The 17,056-nt window shown below is 69.2% G+C and carries 13 protein-coding genes, 3 tRNA genes and 1 other RNA gene; 5 read left to right on the plus strand and 12 right to left on the minus strand.

Going from position 1 to position 17,056, the window contains the following annotated elements; translation table 11 throughout:
• Positions 1-38: 38 nt before the first annotated feature.
• Positions 39-1,370 carry a glutamine synthetase family protein gene (locus BN1056_RS06460; protein WP_108967299.1) on the minus strand — a complete coding sequence of 444 codons (1,332 nt, stop codon included), beginning with the start codon at positions 1,368-1,370 and terminating at the stop codon, positions 39-41.
• Positions 1,371-2,122: 752 nt separating this feature from the next.
• Here BN1056_RS06460 and panB point away from each other — a divergent pair.
• Positions 2,123-2,911, plus strand: coding sequence for a 3-methyl-2-oxobutanoate hydroxymethyltransferase (gene panB, locus BN1056_RS06465; protein ID WP_342343940.1), 789 nt, complete (start codon positions 2,123-2,125; stop codon positions 2,909-2,911).
• A gap of 47 nt (positions 2,912-2,958) precedes the next feature.
• On the opposite strand, the gene BN1056_RS06470 is transcribed toward panB, so the two are convergent.
• The 3 genes from BN1056_RS06470 to nhaA all read right to left on the minus strand — a co-directional run bounded on the left by BN1056_RS06470 (position 2,959) and on the right by nhaA (position 6,444).
• The gene (locus BN1056_RS06470; protein WP_210579887.1) at positions 2,959-3,678 is read right to left on the minus strand and encodes a LysE family translocator; all 720 of its coding nucleotides are present in this window, start codon (positions 3,676-3,678) and stop codon (positions 2,959-2,961) included.
• On the minus strand, positions 3,675-4,451 hold the full coding sequence (locus BN1056_RS06475) for a histidine phosphatase family protein (RefSeq protein WP_210579889.1): 777 nt from the start codon (positions 4,449-4,451) through the stop codon (positions 3,675-3,677). The genes BN1056_RS06470 and BN1056_RS06475 overlap by 4 nt, the downstream gene beginning before the upstream one ends.
• A gap of 97 nt (positions 4,452-4,548) precedes the next feature.
• Positions 4,549-6,444, minus strand: a complete 1,896-nt coding sequence (gene nhaA / locus BN1056_RS06480) for a Na+/H+ antiporter NhaA (protein WP_210579891.1) — start codon at positions 6,442-6,444, stop codon at positions 4,549-4,551.
• Between the two features lie 247 nt (positions 6,445-6,691).
• On the opposite strand from nhaA, the gene map reads away from it, so the two are divergent.
• The gene (map, locus tag BN1056_RS06485; protein ID WP_244671558.1) at positions 6,692-7,582 is read left to right on the plus strand and encodes a type I methionyl aminopeptidase; all 891 of its coding nucleotides are present in this window, start codon (positions 6,692-6,694) and stop codon (positions 7,580-7,582) included.
• 157 nt (positions 7,583-7,739) lie between these two features.
• Complete coding sequence (locus BN1056_RS06490) at positions 7,740-8,891, plus strand: hypothetical protein (RefSeq protein ID WP_210579892.1); 1,152 nt, start codon at positions 7,740-7,742, stop codon at positions 8,889-8,891.
• A gap of 173 nt (positions 8,892-9,064) precedes the next feature.
• Here BN1056_RS06490 and rnpB read toward each other — a convergent pair.
• The 5 genes from rnpB to BN1056_RS06515 all read right to left on the minus strand — a co-directional run bounded on the left by rnpB (position 9,065) and on the right by BN1056_RS06515 (position 11,396).
• An RNA gene (gene rnpB / locus BN1056_RS06495) (RNase P RNA component class A) lies at positions 9,065-9,453 on the minus strand.
• Positions 9,454-9,516: 63 nt separating this feature from the next.
• Positions 9,517-10,251 carry a zinc ribbon domain-containing protein gene (locus tag BN1056_RS06500; RefSeq protein ID WP_210579894.1) on the minus strand — a complete coding sequence of 245 codons (735 nt, stop codon included), beginning with the start codon at positions 10,249-10,251 and terminating at the stop codon, positions 9,517-9,519.
• Between the two features lie 66 nt (positions 10,252-10,317).
• The gene (locus BN1056_RS06505) at positions 10,318-11,187 is read right to left on the minus strand and encodes a Nif3-like dinuclear metal center hexameric protein (protein WP_210579896.1); all 870 of its coding nucleotides are present in this window, start codon (positions 11,185-11,187) and stop codon (positions 10,318-10,320) included.
• A gap of 20 nt (positions 11,188-11,207) precedes the next feature.
• Positions 11,208-11,288: transfer RNA gene (locus tag BN1056_RS06510), tRNA-Leu, on the minus strand.
• 17 nt (positions 11,289-11,305) lie between these two features.
• A tRNA-Ile gene (locus BN1056_RS06515) sits at positions 11,306-11,396 on the minus strand.
• Between the two features lie 196 nt (positions 11,397-11,592).
• On the opposite strand from BN1056_RS06515, the gene BN1056_RS06520 reads away from it, so the two are divergent.
• Positions 11,593-12,765 (plus strand): aminotransferase class I/II-fold pyridoxal phosphate-dependent enzyme, encoded by a 1,173-nt coding sequence (locus BN1056_RS06520; protein ID WP_210579898.1) that lies wholly within the window; start codon positions 11,593-11,595, stop codon positions 12,763-12,765.
• On the opposite strand, the gene BN1056_RS14965 is transcribed toward BN1056_RS06520, so the two are convergent.
• From BN1056_RS14965 to BN1056_RS06535, 3 genes are all read right to left on the minus strand, one after another.
• On the minus strand, positions 12,693-13,430 hold the full coding sequence (locus BN1056_RS14965; protein WP_273042302.1) for a YdcF family protein: 738 nt from the start codon (positions 13,428-13,430) through the stop codon (positions 12,693-12,695). The two genes, BN1056_RS06520 and BN1056_RS14965, sit on opposite strands and share 73 nt — an antisense overlap.
• A gap of 26 nt (positions 13,431-13,456) precedes the next feature.
• Positions 13,457-13,529 (minus strand) — tRNA-Val (locus tag BN1056_RS06530).
• Between the two features lie 63 nt (positions 13,530-13,592).
• Entirely contained in the window at positions 13,593-13,997 is a 405-nt protein-coding gene (locus BN1056_RS06535; protein WP_073331760.1) for a DUF3052 domain-containing protein, read from the minus strand.
• 297 nt (positions 13,998-14,294) lie between these two features.
• On the opposite strand from BN1056_RS06535, the gene aceE reads away from it, so the two are divergent.
• Positions 14,295-17,048, plus strand: coding sequence for a pyruvate dehydrogenase (acetyl-transferring), homodimeric type (aceE, locus tag BN1056_RS06540; protein WP_210579900.1), 2,754 nt, complete (start codon positions 14,295-14,297; stop codon positions 17,046-17,048).
• Positions 17,049-17,056 lie beyond the last annotated feature (8 nt).

The following is a 17,056-nucleotide window of genomic DNA, read 5'->3' on the forward strand; positions in this document are numbered from 1 at the left end:
TGCTGCTGCCCTGCTTCACGGTTGGTGGGCACGAGTCATCACAGTCTCGGGAAGAACTGGCTGAGTTCGAAGTCGGTCACCTGGGCGTCGTAGGCCAGGTACTCGCGACGCTTGTTGCGGCGGAAGAACTCAAAGGCGTCCTCCCCCAGTGTGTCGGCCACCAGGTCGGATTCGGCCATGGCGGCCACGGCGCTCTTCAGCGAGGTGGGCAGTGCCCCAATCCCCAGCGACTTGCGCTCCAACTCGGACAGGGCCCAGACGGTGTCCTCCGCCTCGGCGGGAAGCTCGTAGCCCTCTTCAATGCCCTTCATGCCCGCGGCGAGAATCACGGCGAAGGCCAGGTAGGGGTTGGCGGAGGAGTCGATGCCCCGGAACTCCACGCGGGCGGACTGGGCCTTGCCGGGCTTGTGCATGGGGACGCGCACCAGGGCCGAGCGGTTGTTGTGGCCCCAGCACACGTAGCTGGGGGCCTCGTCGCCGCCCCACAACCGCTTGTAGGAGTTCACGTGCTGGTTGGTGACCGCGCAGATCTCGGTGGCATGGTGCAGCAGACCGGCGACGAACGCGCGCCCGGTGGCGGACAGCTGGTACTGCCCGGACGGGTCGTGGAAGGCGTTGTGGTCGCCCTCGTACAGGGAGAAGTGCGTGTGCATGCCGCTTCCGGGCTGGCCGACGAAGGGCTTGGGCATGAACGTGGCCTCGCAGCCCTCCTGCAGGGCCACCTCCTGGACCACGGCGCGGAAGGTCATGATGTTGTCGGCCATGGACAGCGCGTCGGCGAAGCGCAGGTCGATCTCGTTCTGGCCGGGTCCGCCCTCGTGGTGGGAGAACTCCACCGAAATGCCCATCTGCTCGAGCATGAGAATGGCGTGGCGGCGGAACTCGTGCGCGGTGCCGCCGGGCACGTGGTCGAAGTAGCCGGCGTGGTCGGTGGGGACGATGCGACCGTCACTGTCGCGACCCACCAGATAGAACTCGATCTCGGGGTGCACGTAGCAGGTGAAGCCGGCGTCGGCGACGCGGGCCAGCTGGCGTTCGAGCACGGCGCGCGGGTCGGTGCGAGCAGGCTCGCCATCCGGGGTGAGCACGTCGCAGAACATGCGGGCGACGCTGTTGACCTCCTCCCGCCACGGCAGCATCTGGAAGGTGGAGGGGTCCGGGGACAGCAGCATGTCCGACTCGTACACGCGGGTGAGTCCCTCAATGGCCGAGCCGTCGAAGCCGATGCCCTCCTCGAAGGCGCCCTCAACCTCGGCCGGCGCGATCGCCACCGACTTCAGCTGGCCGAGCACGTCGGTGAACCACAGGCGGATGAAGCGGATGTCGCGTTCCTCGATGGCGCGCAGTACGTATTCCTGCTGCTTGTCCATGATGCTGACGTTGCCTCCTTGCGCGGGCGGTGTGGACCGGTGCGGTGTGCGGGTCCGGCTACCGCGGGCTTCCTCGGCCAGCCTATCGGCTGAAGGAGTCCGCCGGGTTTCACGCGGCGGTGCGGCGGGCACGGCTGGGCAGGACCATTCACGGGTTATCGGCGCGGACGTGGTGCTATAGACCGGCGTGTTGCGGGGTGAGGGACCTAGTGAGCCTGCCGGTTCACTGCGCCGGACTTGTCTGCCGCCATCCCCCCTGCCCGGAAGCGGGGCCATTTGCTATGCGACTTCGCCATCCACGACGTCTACAACGCCACTTCGGGGTTAACAACGCCGGTTAACGGTCTGCTGAAGGGCTCCGAGGTATACAGCAGACCGTTAAGTAGCGTTGTTAACGCCGAACCGGCGTAGCAGACACACCGGTCCACTCACACGCCCGCCCCAGGCTCCCGACCGGCTCGTGGACACCACGCCCTCGAACCCGAAGACCCGAAGAGCCAGTTTGAGTGTGCAGACCTGAACCGTCACACCGACAGCAGCCTCGCCGCCGGGGCTCCGCTGCCGATCGTCGCCGTCAAGGAATCGGATTAGGAGCTCCGCCCGGCGAGTAGGCTCCGGATATGAGCACTTCCGCTTCCGACCAGTCATCCGCAGACGCCGCCACGGTAGGCGCCTCCCCCGCCGCCGACCGCTCTGCCGCCGCGGTCACCACCCCGGCCGCAGCGGGGCCGCAGATCTCACAGGTCAAGAAGGTGCGCGTGCACCACCTCCTGGGCGCGAAGCAGCGGGGCGAGAAGCTGACCATGCTCACCGCCTACGACGCGGTAACCGCACGCATCCTGGATGCGGCGGGCACCGACATGCTGCTGGTCGGCGACTCGCTGGGCAACGTCATGCTCGGCTACGACTCCACCGTGCCGGTCACCCTCGACGAGATGGTGGTGGCCACTCGCTCGGTGGCCCGCGGCACCAGCCGGGCCCTGGTGGTGGCGGATCTGCCCTTCGGAACCTATGAGGCCGGCCCCGAGCAGGCCCTGGCCAGTGCCGTGCGGCTCATGCGCGTGGGCGCCAACGCCGTCAAGCTCGAGGGCGGCCGCCCCCGGGCGGCAACGGTGCGCGCACTGTCCGACGCCGGCATCCCGGTGGTCGGCCACCTCGGCTTCACTCCCCAGTCGGTGAACAAGCTCGGCGGCTTCCGCGTGCAGGGCCGCGGCGATGACGCGCAGGAGGCCCTGCTGGCCGACGCCGCGGAGCTGGCCGACGCCGGCGTGATCGGGATGGTTCTGGAGATGGTGCCCGAGCCGGTGGCGGCGCGCATCACGCAGGCGGTGCCGGTGCCCACGATCGGTATCGGCGCCGGAGTCCACTGCGACGGCCAGGTGCTGGTGTGGACCGACATGGCCGGCATGGAGGAGTGGAAGCCGCGCTTCGCGCGGCAGTTCGGCCAAGTCGGTCAGGCGCTGCAGCAGGCCGCGCAGGACTACAACGCCGCGGTCCGCGACGCCTCATTCCCGGGGGCGGCGGAGAGCTTCGAGGCCTAGGCTCGCGCCCGGCGCCAAGTGCTGCCCGACCTTGGTGATGCCCGCACTTATACGCGGGCGTCGAAGGCCAGCTTCGCACCGAATCCGAGCAGCACTCCGCCGGTGACCCGGTCCGTCCAGCGCTCCAGCGCGGCCCCGGCACCAGACTCCAGCCGGGGCGCAATCCACGACGCCCCGATGGCGAGTGCGCCCATCCACACCACGCAGCACAGCCCATGCACGGCGGCGAGCAGCACCCCCATCAGCAGTGGTGGCACCCCGACGGCCATGAACTGCGGAATGGTGGCGAGGTAGAAGACACCCGCCTTGGGGTTGAGCAGATCGGTCGCCAGCCCGGTGAGCCAGCCCCGCCACAGCGGAGCACCGCCGGCGTCAGCGGCACCTGCACCCGTTGTAAGCGGCGCTTCCGCCGACGCGGTCTCCGCCTGTGCCGCACCCGTTCCCAGGTCTATGGCCGGCCGCCCACGGGAGGCCCGATGGAAGGAACGCAGCAGCATGCTGGCGCCCATACAAGCCAGATACAGGGCACCGGCCAGTGACAGGAGCCGGTAAGCCGTGCGGGAGGCGGCCAGCACCGCCGTCGCCCCGGCGCCGGCGGCTGCGCCCCAGATGACCAGACCGGTGAAGATGCCCGCAACCGTCGCCAGGCCGTAGCCGCGAGAATGGTTGAGTGCGCCCCGCAGCACGACCGCGGTGTCGAGTCCGGGCACCAGCGTAAGCACAACCACGATGGCCGCGAATCCGGCGAGCGCCTGCGGCAACGTCATGCATTGCCCCTAACATCGCTCCCGACGGCGTCGGCCACGTCGGCCGCCAGCCCCTCCGGGTGTGTCCAGTCGATCGGAACGGGCACCACTCCCACGAAGGCGTCACTGAAGTCCCGCGCCGGGTAGGTGACTCCCTGGTGCCCCGGATCCGCGGCCCACGTAAGCAAGCGCGGCGCGCCGTCGACGGCGGTCGGAGTCACCTCCACCGTTGTCACTGCGCAGTTGGCCATCGGGGCCATGCCGTAGATCTGCGGCCCCACCCAGCGGGCCAGGATGGTCATAAGCGTCATGCCGTGGGAGACGACGAGCACATTGCCCTCTCCATGTCCGTTGTTCGCATCGGCGCGCATATCCGCCAGGACCCGCGCAATGGCGCCATCGACGTCGGCGAGGTAGTCGCGGGCGGTGATGCCGCCGGGGGCGCCGGGGTGCACGCCGGTCAGGACGGCGGGCAGGTGTTGCTCCGCCGGCAGGGCCGCGTGCATGACCGGATCGGGCCCACCGTCGTAGACGCCGTAGTTGTACTCGCGCAGGCCGGTCAGGTTCACCGGGGCGACGCCGGGGTGTGCCTGCAGCAGGATGCCGCCGGTCTCCTGCACGCGCCCCTGCGGGCTGAAGTAGGCGCGGGTGAAGCCGACGTCCGCCAGGTAGTCACGGCAGATCTCAGCGCCAACGCGTCCCTCGGGAGTCAGCGGCGAGTCCGAGCGTCCCTGGGTGCGGCGCTGCTCATTCAGGACGGTACGGCCGTGCCGCACGAAGTAGATCATCGCCATGCGGTAATCGTATGGCAATGCTCTGCATACGGTGCGGCCGGTCGTCGGCACCCACCGGAGCCCAGTATTTTGGAGGCCCCGGCGGTTTGCCCACGTTTCAGTCCCCCGGGTTCTCCCCGCCGGCGGCCGCCGCCCGCTGCAGCCGGTTGATCTCCTCGGAGAAGGTCCAGCGGTTGAGCAGGTGTTCGAAGCGCCGACCGTCGATGTAGACGACCGGGCTCGCGTCGTCCGTCAGTCCCTCGACGTCGCTGGCATCGGCGAGGACCTTCGCCTCATCGACCCCGGAGTCGATGCGCTCCCACATGGCGTGGGCATCGACTCCGGCATCCCTGGCCGCACGCGTGATCGAGTGGGAGGTGATCCCGCCGCGCAGCCCGGCCAGGGCATCGTGGAAGGCCCAGAGGCCCGGCTCGTCGTTTCCGGAGGCGGCCTCCAGCGCGAGCGCCGCCAGCAGGCTCCCGGGACCGGACAACTTGTGCCGCAGGATCAGGAGCACCTCACCGGAGTCGATCAGCGGCTGCAGGCCATAAAGTGCCTCCGTCAGCCGCCACCGGTCCTCGTCGTCCATGTCGGCGTAGTTGATCAGCACATGCGGCGCGTCCATGCTGCCGAACGTCAGTTCGTGTTCCGGCGCGGGCGGGCGGCACAGGCGCATCCCCGTGGGCTCCGGCAGCGGGCAGAGCCGGTCGGTCACCTGGAAGACGAGGGCGGCCAGCACCAGGGCCAGCAGCGAGGCGAGCAGTACTCCGAGGCGCGCCTGGTCGCGCAGAGTCTCGTCCTCCAGCGCGATGTTGGCCACCAGCAGGGAGATGGTGAAGCCCATGCCGGACAGGGCGCCAAGGCCCACGATCCGCGGCAGGTCCAGCCCCGGCATGCGGGAGGCGGGCACGAACCACAGCACCAGCCCGGCCCCGAGGACGACGCCGATCAGTTTGCCAATCACCAGGCCGCCGATCACGGCCCACAGGATGCGGGAGGAGATGGCGGCGCCGATGGTCTCGGCGCCGAGCGCCACTCCGGCGTTGGCCAGGGCGAACAGCGGCACCACCAGGAAGTTGACGTAGGGCGGCAGCAGGAAGGCCAAGCGCTGATTGAGCGGCATGGAGTAGTTCAGGGACTCCCGCAGCATCCGGGCGCTTCCTGGCGCCGGAGCCTGCCGGTACAGGGCGGCGAACTCCCCGGCGGCGTCGACGTCCTCGCTGCGCACGTTGTACACCGGCATGAGCAGGGCGATGAGCACGCCCGCGAGCGTGGCGTGCACGCCGGAACGGTAGACCGCGTACCAGATGACGACGGCGAGCACCAGGTAGGGCGGCACGCGCCAGACCCCGCGACGCGCCATCAGCCACACCAGGATCAGTCCGACCGCCGCGACGGCCAGGGCGCCGAAGTTCAGCGACTCGGAGTAGAAGATGGCGATGACCGCCAGGGCGCCGATGTCGTCGATGACGGCGAAGGCCAGCAGGAACAGCCGCAGCCGCGGGGCGCGCTTGGGGCCCACCAGGGCGAGCATCCCCAGCGCAAAGGCCGTGTCAGTGGAGATCACCGATCCCCACGCGTGGGCCCCGTCCGAGCCACCCATAATGGCCAGGTAAATCAGCGCCGGCACCACCAGGCCGCCCACCGCGGCCGCCGTGGGCAGCAGCGCGCGTCCCGGCAGCCGCAGCTCGCCCAGTGTCAGTTCCCGGCGCACATCCAACCCGACCATGAAGAAGAAGACCGCCATCAGGCCCTCATCCACCCACTCGTGCAGCGTCAGATCCACCGCGAACGGGCCAACCGTGATAGCCGCGGATGTCTGCCAGAAATGGTGGTAGCTGTCGCCCACATTCGCCCAGATCAGGGCGACGATCGTTGCCACGGCGAGGGCGATCGCCGCATAGGTCTCATTGGTCTGCAACTCGAGCAGCCGCCCTCGGCGGCGCAGGTAACTGTCTACGACGTCACGGATGTGCCCCTGGTCACTGGCGGCACGAACGTCGGGAGTGCTCATTCAGTCTCCGTTTCCGAGCGAAATCACAGGAGGTAGTTTCCTCGCGCACGGTCAGCTGCCCGGTTACCTTGTCGACCGGCGGCACCGAATGCGAACGGCCCAGATCCCGACCCGTGGTAGCGAAGCAGAGCAGTACACGGGGCGCGGGACGGGCCGACGAACTGATGTCATTGTATTGGCCATTGTCAATCGCGTCCCGGCGGTGGCCGTGGGGTACCCGTGGTCGGTCGGCTCCTATGCTGACGCCATGACTACACCGACGATCTCACTTGCGGACCGGGCTCCGCGCGGCACTCTCACCAAGGGCGTTCTCACCCCCGAGCGGCATGTGCCCGCCTCCATAGCCCGCCCCGAGTACATGTTCCACGACGGCCCGGAGCGCGTAACCGCGTCGGACGTCAAGGATGCCGAAACGGTTGAGCGGATCCGGGCAGCGGGGCGAATCGCGGCGCGGGCCATGGCGGAGGCCGCCAAGGCGATCGCGCCCGGGGTCACCACCGACGAGCTGGACCGGATCGCCCACGAGTACATGTGCGACCATCACGCCTACCCCTCCTGCCTGGGCTACATGGGCTTCCCCAAGTCGATCTGCACCTCCATCAACGAGGTGATCTGCCACGGCATCCCGGACTCGACCGTGCTCAAGGAGGGGGACCTGATCAACCTGGACGTGACCGCCTACTTCGAAGGCGTTCATGGCGACACCAACGCGACCTACCCGGTCGGCGAGGTGGACGAGGAGACGGCGCTGCTGATCGAGCGCACCCGCATCGCCATGGAGCGCGGGATCAAGACGGTCAAGCCGGGCCGGGAGGTCAATGTGATTGGCCGAGTCATTGAGAAGTACGCCACACGCTTCAACTACGGCGTGGTGCGCGACTACACCGGTCACGGGGTGGGCGAGGCCTTCCACTCGGGGCTGATCATCCCCCACTACGACTCCACCCCCCGGTTCGACGACGTCATGGAGGTGGGTATGGTCTTCACCATTGAGCCGATGCTCACCCTGGGGACCGAGGACTGGGAGCAGTGGGACGACGGCTGGACAGTAGTCACCAAGGATCGCTCGCGCACGGCCCAGTTCGAGCACACGCTGGTGGTCACGGAGGACGGCGCCGACATCCTCACGCTCCCCTGAACCACCGCATCAGGGGTAGTGCTACCCATCCCCCAGGCTAAGACGGATGCCCTGCAATCGCCGGTACGCGTGTACATTCACGCTTGTGATCCGTCCGCGACCGTTGTTCGCGGCATCGCGTGACAACAGCATCCCCACTTCCCGGAGGTATTGACTCATGGCTCTGCGCTTCAACCCGCCACCGAACTGGCCGGCACCCCCCGAGGGCTTTACCCCGCCCCCGGGGTGGCAGCCCGATCCCGCCTGGGGCCCGGCCCCCGAGGGCTGGCAGCTGTGGGTCGAGGACTCTACCCCCGGCGCCTCCGCCGGCTCTGCCGCGCAGTCCGGTCCCGCCGAGGCCGGCTTGACTCCCGGCCAGGCCCCTTCCAGCCCATCTGCACCGGTTGCAGATCCGACCGGCCAGTCGGCGTCGGCGCCTTCCGGCGACTACGCCGGCGGCGCCAGTCCGTACGCGGCCAACATGGACTACGCCCAGTCCCCCACGCCGTACCACAACCAGCAGCCGGCACCGGGTGCCTCCCCGCAGGCCGCCGGCTGGCAGCCGATCGACGTCGGCCAGGGCGGCGCACCCGGTGGTAACAAGCCGGTGACCAAGCAGTGGTGGTTCTGGACCATCATCGCCGTCGTCGTGCTGGCGCTGGTGATCGGCCTCATCGTGGCGCTGACCGGCGGCGACGACGAGTCCGACACGCGCACGGGCACTACGACGTCCTCCCGCAGCAGCGACGACTCGCGCGACACCACCTCGAATGACACCAGCGGTGACGATACGTCGGATGACACCGACAGCGACGACGCCACGAGTGACGACGCGGACAACTCCGGTTCGTCATCGGACGTCGGCACCACTATGGACAACCCGGCCGATCCGGAGGCTGGGCCGATCACCTTCAAGGCCGGTGAGTATGAGGACGACCCGGACGCGTCCTTCGATGTCGAGTTCGGCTCGGTCGAGTGGGATGCCACCTCCGCTGTCGAGACCGAGGCCGGCAAGTACCGTTACGAGGACCCGGGCAACGGCAATGTCTACATGCGGGTGCCGGTGACGGTCACGTACCACGGCAAGGGCAAGATGGACTCGTACGACCTGACGGTCGACTTTGTCAAGGACGGCAACACCACCGAGGCGACCTCCCTGTACATCGACAGCGAGTTCGGCCAGCAGGACATGCCCCGCGACGGGGGCAGTGCCACGGGCTACTTCATGTTCATCCTCAGCGAGGAGGACGCCAAGGCCCAGCAGGGCGTATTCGCGGTCGAAGGCTACTGGGGCACCGACGAGCTGTACATGGAGGCCAAGTCCTTCTAAGACCAGTTGACGGGCCCCGCGCCCACCGCTGCACCTCGACGGCGGCCCCGCAATCCAGCGGGGCCGCCGTCGGCGTATACGGGGAGCGAGAACTGCACGCACCGCAGTCCTCGCTCCCCGTAGCTGCGAACGCACCGCCGTTGGCGCGCGGAAACACCTGCGCGAATAGAGCGCGGACGAGCCGACCTGTACGCCGGGTTCTGTTGCCGCCCGCCGTTACCGGCCTGGCGGTGGCGACCATCCATCTTGGACCACCGTTGCCGATGGCCTCACGCGACCTACCCGCAGGCTCGGGCGAGCAGCCCTTTCCGCCTTGCGGCGGGCACCTGCTGCGCGGTCTTGCTCCGGGCGGGGTTTACCTAGCCGTGGCGGTCACCCGTCACGCTGGTGGGCTCTTGCCCCACCGTTTCACCCTTACCGGCATCTGCCGGCGGTTTGCTTTCTGTGGCACTGTCCCGCGGGTCACCCCGGGTGGCTGTTAGCCACCGCCCTGCTCTGTGGAGCCCGGACGTTCCTCGACCCGCCGGTTCCCCGACGGTACCGCGGCCGCCCGGTCGGCTCGTCCGCAGCGGCGATTCTAAACGACCGGTGCGCCCATGGGGTAGCGCACCGGCGCACCTGATGCTCAGTCCTCCATGCGGACCACGATCACGTCGTTCTCCTCGGCGTGAATGACCCGGTCCTGCGGTGCTGCGGCGATCCGGGCGTACTCCTGCGGGCTGATCTCAACCCCGCCGCCTTCGACGCGGCGACCGTGCAGGGCCACCGCCCCCAAGCCGCCGGTGGACTTGCGCACCGCCTCATACTCGGCCAGCAGTGCGTCCCCAATCGCCGCGGCGAGGTCGTTCCGCTTCCCGCGGGCGTCCGCGATCTCGGCGTCGAGGCGGGCGAAGTCGGCGTCGCGGGCGGCCGTCAGCTCGCGTCCGCCGGCGCGGATCTCCTTCTCCTCCGCAGCGGCGGCGTCAACCTCGGTGCGCGCCGCCTCCAGCTGCTCCATGGCAGCGATCTGGGCCTCCTCCAACACCGCCTGGCGGCGCCCCAGCTGGTCGATCTCCGACTGAATGGCGGTGAGTTCACGTGCCGGCGCCGCACCGGAGGACAGGCGCTCGCGCAGCACCTGCGCACGGTGCACCACCTGGTCCACTTCCTCCTCGCGCGTCTTGGCGTTGGCCTGCGCCTCATCCAGGGCCGCCGCGGCTACAACCGCGCGCCGACGGTTGAGCTTCAACTGCTGCACCGTGGCCTCGATACGTTCCAGCACGGGCAGGTGCTTGCGCTCGTGGGTGAGGCGGGCGAGCTGCGAGTCGAGCCTCTGCAGGTCGATGAGCAGGCGCTGCTGGCTGAGGGGGGCGCTGGTCACGGCTTGATCCTTCGCTGGTCAGTCGGGGTGAGTATCGAATTCTTCAGGGCCGCATCCGCCGCCGGTTCAGCTACCGGTGCTCAGACGCAGTACCCACGGGTCGGTGACGGTCTGCGACACGTGTGTGGAGAGTCTATGCCCGCGCGCGTGCGCCGCCGCCTCGAGCCGGGCGGCCAGCGGCGGCAGCCCGACCCACTCGGTCGCCCAGTGCGTGCCGCACAGCAGGTAGGGGCGACCGGCCTCGAGGTGCTCGCTGGCCGGATGGTGACGCAGGTCGGCGGTCAGGAATACGTCGGCGCCGGCGGCGCGAGCCGTCCCCAGCAGTGAGTCGCCGGCGCCGCCGGAGACCGCAACCGTCTCGACGACGGCGTCCAGTTCACCGCCCACGAGCAGGCCGGGGGCGGAGTCCGGCAGGGCGGCGGCGACGACGGCGGCGAAGTCCCGCAGCCGGGTGGGCGCCGGGAGCGCACCCACGCGCCCGATCCCCTGGGTCGGGTCCTCGGGGTTGGGCTGCAGGGGACGCGTGTCCAGCAGGCCGACGCGGTCGGCGAGCGCCGCGGCCACGCCCCCGTGGGCGGCGTCCAGCGTGGTGTGGGCGTTCGCCAGCGCAATCCCGGCGCGCACCAGGCGGTGCACGACCTTGCCCTTCGGGTCGGTCGCGGAAACATGATCGGTGCCGCGCAGGTACAGGGGGTGATGCGTGATGATCATGTCCGCACCCCGCGCCACGGCCTCGTCGACGACGACGCCGACCGGGTCGACGGCCAGCAGGATGCTGCGTACCGGCTCGTCCGGGTCGCCGCAGATCAACTGATTGGAGTCCCACGACTCCGCCAGCTGCGGTGGGGCGGCCGCGCGCAGCAGGGCCTCCACCTCCCCGACGGTCAGAGGCCGGGTGGTCGTGGCCGCCGCGGCGGCGTCGCAAGGATCGGTCATGGGGCCAGGTTAGCGGCCGGTGCCCCTGGCGGGGATCGAACCCGCATGCCCTCAGGCAGCGACTTTTAAGGTCGCCGTGTCTACCGTTCCACCACAGGGGCCAGCATCTGCAATCCGGTACCCCCTCTGGGATTCGAACCCAGGACCATGTGCTTATCAGGCACGGACGAGGTATAAGCTCGCTGCTCTAACCACTGAGCTAAGGGGGCGCGAGAAGGCGTCCCGGCGCGGGGGGCGACTTCGGCGTCGGTCGTGCGGCCGACGTGCTCACACTAGCAGGGGACACGGGTGGCGCATTTCCCATCCCGGCCCCCGTGTGTCATCTACTAGGAGGGGCTACCCTCACACCGCCGCTTGTCATGTTTCGCGCGCCCAGCCCGGCGCACACGTCTCGGGAAGAGAACCATGAAGCCCGCGCAGCGCGCCACTTCCGCACCGCCATTCCACGCCATGAGTATCGGTGCCCGCGCTCGCGAGATCGAGGCGCGCGGCGAGTCGGTGGCAAAACTCAGCCTGGGTGAGCCCAGCTTCGGCGCCCCGCCGGCGGTGCGCCAGGCGCTCAGCGTCGTAGCCGGGCAGGACCTGCCGTATACGCCCGCCGAGGGTCTGCTCGCGCTGCGCCAGGCGATCGTGGGCTTCTACCGGGAGCACCACGGCGTGGAGGTGGACCCGGAGCGCATTCTGATCACCTCCGGCGCCTCCTCCGCCCTGCTGCTCGCCACCGCCTTGACCGCCGAACCGGGCGACGACGTCGTGATCGCCGACCCCTGCTATCCGTGCAACCGCGAACTGGTCGACTCCTTCGGCGGGCGCGTCGTGCTGGCCCCCACCTTCCCGGAGACCCGCTACCAGTTGAGCCTGGAGTCCATGGAGACCGCTTGGACGCCGTACACCAATGCCGTCCAGATGGCCACGCCGTCGAACCCCACAGGCACGTCCATCCCCCATGACGAGTTGGGGCGGCTGTGCGAGGCGGCACGCGCGCGGGGGGCCTGGCGGATCGTGGACGAGATCTACCTCGGCCTGGCGGACCCGGATGCGCAGGGGCGCCCGGCCCGCACCGTGCTGGCGACAGACCCGGATGCGATCGTGGTATCCAGCTTCTCGAAGTACTTCGGGATGACCGGCTGGCGGTTGGGTTGGCTGGTGGTGCCGGAGGAGCTGGTCGCTCCGGCCCGCAACCTGGCGGTCAACTACTTCCTGTGCGCCCCCACGCCGGCTCAACTCGCGGCCCTGGAGGCATTCACCCCCGATTCGCTCGCCCTGTGCGAGGAGCACCGAGTCGAGCTGGTTCAGCGACGCGGGATGACCCTCGATCGGCTGCGCGCGCTGGGGATGGAGGTGCCGGTGGAGCCCGACGGCGCCTTCTACATCTACTTCGACGTCTCCCACACGGGCCTGTCCTCCTGGGACTTCTGCATGCGGGCGCTGGAGGAGGCGCATGTCGCGCTGACGCCGGGACGCGACTTCGGGGTGCGCACCGCGGAGACGCACGTGCGCCTGTCCTACGCCGCCGCGCGTGAGGAGATTACCGAGGGGCTGGATCGCCTGGGAGGCTTCCTGGACCGTCTGGGCTGAACACCCGCGAGCAGGCGGCGCGCCCCGGCCAGGCCGGTGGCGGAGTTGCACGCCCAACCGGGCACCCATACCGACAGTCCCAGGTCCACCAGGCCCAGTGCCACCACGGCGGGCTTGTGCGGCAGGTCCTCCCCCGCCCGGTAATCGCGCGCCCGAGCCAGGCGGGCCGCCAGGTCGGGGCGCTGCCGCCGTAGGAACAGGCGGGCCTTGAGCGCATGCACGGGCTCGGAGACGATGATGATGCGACCGGCGTCCTCGATGATTGGGATCACGGCGGCGATGTTCTCCCAGGTGGAACGGCTGGTGGTCTCCAGCTCCAGCGGACCGGCATAACCGAGGCGGTCGGTGGCGTATCGGGCCATGAGTTCGGCCTCCGGCACAGCTCCGGCCACCGCCCCGCCGGAAAGGATCAGCCGGGAGTCGGGCAGCCGACGACTGCGCAGCCCGGCCCGCACGCGCCGACGATTGTCCCTGCCGGCGGTCGGGCCGGGGTCGGCGTGGCCGAGCACCACCACCGCCTCTCCCCCGGACGCGACCGCGGCGTCGTCGGCCTCACCGAGCAGGCAGTGAGAGGCGGCCCAGGAGACGGCCTCCGCGGCCGCCAGCACCCCGACGACGACGCCCACCGCCCGCAGGGAGCGCTTGGACTGGGGTAAGCGGGACACGGAAACTCCTGCAGAGCCTTAAGCAGTGGACCCGGCCGGGCTCGAACCGACGACCTACGCGGTGTAAACGCGTTGCTCTACCAGCTGAGCTACAGGTCCATTTGCGCCGCCGGCGCCCTTGCCGGTGGCGTGGGCACATACTCTACGCCAGCTGCGGCGCTCTCAGTGCCGCCGGCTCGAGACGCGGATGCCACTCCAATGCTCGCCCATGGAGGCGGCCGAGGTGGCGTGCATGCCGGCGGTGCGGGCCGCCTCCTCGATTTCGGTGGCGTCGACCGCGCCGGTGGTGCGCGCCTTGGGGGTGAGCACCCAAACCAGGCCGTCGCCGTCGAGGTTGGTTTGGGCGTCGACCAGCAGGTCGGTCAGGTCGTCGATGTCGCCGTCGTCATCGCGCCACCAGATGATGGCGGAGTCGGCGACGTCCTCAAAGTCCTCGTCTACCAGTTCGGTACCGGTCTGCGCCTGGGCGGCCTGACGCAGGGTCTCGTCGACGTCGTCGTCGTATCCGAACTCCTGGATGATGAGACCGGGGGCGAAGCCGAAGGCTCCGGCCGCTGTACTCGTCACTGTTGTCCTCTCCATTCCGTGCCTGGGCTGGATGGCCCGCTTCTCGGCTGCCGCTGTGACGCGCCGAAATGACTACGGGGATAGCCCATCGCACCGGACCCGCTCGGCGCAAGCGAACACGCCCGAACGGCTCGACTACCTTGCGCCTGCTGTCGCTCTTCTATGAATCCCCACGTATTATGAGGTGTTCGACATCACGCCTCACCTGGGACCTTATTCCCGATTTGGGGTGTGCTGCGGGACGCGGACCGCATAGATTAGCCCCGCTGGTCGCGGATACGAAGAAGGAGAATCTCCGTGAGCCCCACCAACGAAAACCCGCCCTTGATCGACGGTCTGCTGCACAAGGTCGCGGACAATGACCCGCAGGAGACCGCCGAGTGGCGAGACTCGCTAGATGCCCTCATCGAAGAGCGGGGCGGCCCCCGGGCCCGCTTCATCCTGCTGAATCTGCTGGCGGAGGCGCGCCGCAAGAACGTGCGCGTGCCCGCCCAGACCACCACCCCGTACATCAACACCATCGACGTCATCGATGAGCCCTACTACCCGGGCGACGAGGACGTCGAGCGCACCTACCGCCGCTGGCTGCGGTGGAATGCCGCCGTCATGGTCACCCGCGCGCAGCGTCCCGGCATCGGCGTCGGCGGGCACATCTCCTCCTACGCCTCCACCGCCACCCTGTACGAGGTCGGCTTCAACCACTTCTTCCGCGGCAAGAACCACCCCGGGGGCGGCGACCACGTGTTCTTCCAGGGGCACGCCTCCCCCGGCAACTACGCCCGCGCGTTCCTGGAGGGCCGCCTGAGCGAGGCGGACCTGGACGGCTTCCGCCAGGAGGTCTCCCGCCCGGCGGGCGGACGCGGACTCCCCTCCTACCCGCACCCGCGGCGCATGGAGGACTTCTGGGAGTACCCGACTGTATCCATGGGCCTGGGGCCGGCGGAGGCCATCTACCAGGCCTGGTTCGACCGCTACCTGCAGGGTGCCGGCATCAAGGACACCTCCTCCCAGCACACCTGGGCGTTCCTGGGCGACGGGGAAATGGACGAGCCCGAATCGCGCGGCATGCTGCAGCTGGCCGCCTCCCAGCAGCTGGACAACCTCACCTTCGTGGTCAACTGCAACCTCCAGCGCCTGGACGGCCCGGTGCGCGGAAACGGCAAGATCATTCAGGAGCTGGAGGCCTGCTTCAAGGGCGCCGGCTGGAACGTCATCAAGGTGATCTGGGGCCGCGGCTGGGACCGGCTGCTCGCGGCCGACAAGGACCATGCCCTGGAGCACCTGATGATGGAGACGCTCGACGGCGACTATCAGACCTTCAAGGCCAACGACGGCGCCTACGTGCGCGAGCACTTCTTCGGCCGCGACCCGCGCACCACCGCGCTGGTGGAGAACTGGACCGATGAGGAGATCTGGGCGCTGCAGCGGGGCGGCAACGACTACCACAAGATGTACGCCGCCTATAAGGCCGCCACCGAGCACAAGGGACAGCCCACGGTCATCCTGGCCCACACCGTCAAGGGCTACCTGCTGGGTTCCCACTTCGCCGGCCGCAACGCCACCCACCAGATGAAGAAGTTGAGCCTGGAGGACCTCAAGGGGCTGCGCGACCGCCTGCACATTCCCATCACCGACGCCCAGCTCGAGGCCGACCCGAAGCGGCCGCCCTACTACCGGCCCGAGCCCGACGACCCGGCGCTGGCCTACATGCTCGACCGACGGCGCAAGCTGGGCGGCTTCCTGCCCGAGCGCCGCGATCCGGGCACGCAGCTGCAGCTGCCGGACGAGGCCTCCTACGACATCCTCAAGGGCGGCTCCGGCAAGCAGCAGGTCGCCAGCACCATGGCCTTCGTGCGGCTGTTGAAGGAACTGATCAAGGACGAGCACATCGGGCGGCGCATCGTGCCGATCGTCCCGGACGAGTCGCGCACCTTCGGCCTGGAGTCGCTGTTCCCAACCCGCAAGATCTTCAACACGCAGGGACAGCACTACACGCCGGTGGATGCGGAAATGATGCTGTCCTACCGGGAGTCCACTGCCGGGCAGATCATGCACACCGGCATCAATGAGGCCGGCTCCGCGGCCCTGTTCCAGGTGATCGGCACCAGTTACGCCACCCACGGCGAGCCGATGATACCCGTGTACATCTTCTACTCGATGTTCGGTTTCCAGCGCACCGCCGACCAGTTCTGGGCGGCCGGCGACCAGCTGACCCGCGGTTTCATCATCGGGGCGACCGCCGGCCGCACCACGCTGACCGGTGAGGGCACCCAGCATATGGACGGGCACTCCCCGCTGCTGGCCGCCACCAACGAGGCGGTGGTCTCCTACGACCCGGCCTACGCCTACGAGATCCGCCACATTGTGCGCGACGCGCTGCAGCGCTGGTACGGGCCGGAGACCGGCCGCAACCGGGACGTCATGTACTACCTGACGGTTTACAACGAGCCGATCGTGCAGCCCGCCGAACCGGACGGCGTCGACGTCGAGGGAATCCTGCGCGGCATCTACCGGCTGGACGATGCGCCCGACGGCGACGGGCCCGAGGTGCAGTTGCTCGCCTCCGGGGTGGCGGTGCCGTGGGTCCGTGAGGCCCGCCGCCTGCTGGCCGAGGACTGGGGCGTACGCGCAGGCGTGTGGTCGGTGACCAGCTGGAACGAGCTGCGCCGCGAGGCCCTGGAGGCCGACCAGCACAACTTCCTGCACCCGGACCAGCCGGCGCGCACCCCGTACGTGACCGCCAAGCTGGCGGACGCCTCCGGGCCGTTCGTCGCCACCAGCGACTTCGACCACCTGGTGCCCGACCAGATCCGCGCCTGGGTGCCCGGCGACTTCCACACCCTCGGCGCGGACGGCTTCGGTTTCTCCGACACGCGCGCGGCCGCGCGCCGCCACTATCTGATCGACGCCGAATCCGTCGTCGTCAAGGCGCTGCAGGCGTTGGCCGAGCAGGGGCAGGTGGATCGGTCCGCGGTCGCCCAGGCGATCGCCCGCTACCGGCTCGAGGACGTCTCCGCGGGTCGCTCCGGCGCTCAGGGCGGGGAGGCCTGAGCCGCTGC

The sequence above is a fragment of the Actinomyces succiniciruminis genome, assembly GCF_900002405.1.
In the GTDB taxonomy this organism is placed as follows: domain Bacteria; phylum Actinomycetota; class Actinomycetes; order Actinomycetales; family Actinomycetaceae; genus Actinomyces; species Actinomyces succiniciruminis.